The sequence below is a fragment of the Sphingomonas sp. STIS6.2 genome, assembly GCF_000732685.2.
Lineage (GTDB): Bacteria > Pseudomonadota > Alphaproteobacteria > Sphingomonadales > Sphingomonadaceae > Sphingomonas > Sphingomonas aerolata.
Map to the genome: position 1 here is coordinate 1,276 of NZ_JPDP02000165.1, position 242 is coordinate 1,517.

Annotated in this window: 1 rRNA gene (running past both ends of the window); it reads left to right on the forward strand. The window is 50.4% G+C overall.

Features of this window, described 5'->3' with window-relative positions:
• Positions 1-242, forward strand: a 23S ribosomal RNA gene (locus sphst_RS20140) (its annotated part extends past both window edges: 1,275 nt to the left, 1,215 nt to the right); the annotation flags it as partial.

Sequence of the window (242 nt, forward strand, 5' to 3'; positions counted from 1 at the left end):
CATGAGTAACGACAATGGGTGTGAAAAACACCCACGCCGAAAGACCAAGGTTTCCTGCGCAACGTTAATCGACGCAGGGTTAGTCGGTCCCTAAGGCGAGGCTGAAAAGCGTAGTCGATGGAAAACAGGTTAATATTCCTGTACTTCTGGTTATTGCGATGGAGGGACGGAGAAGGCTAGGCCAGCTTGGCGTTGGTTGTCCAAGTTTAAGGTGGTAGGCTGGAATCTTAGGTAAATCCGGG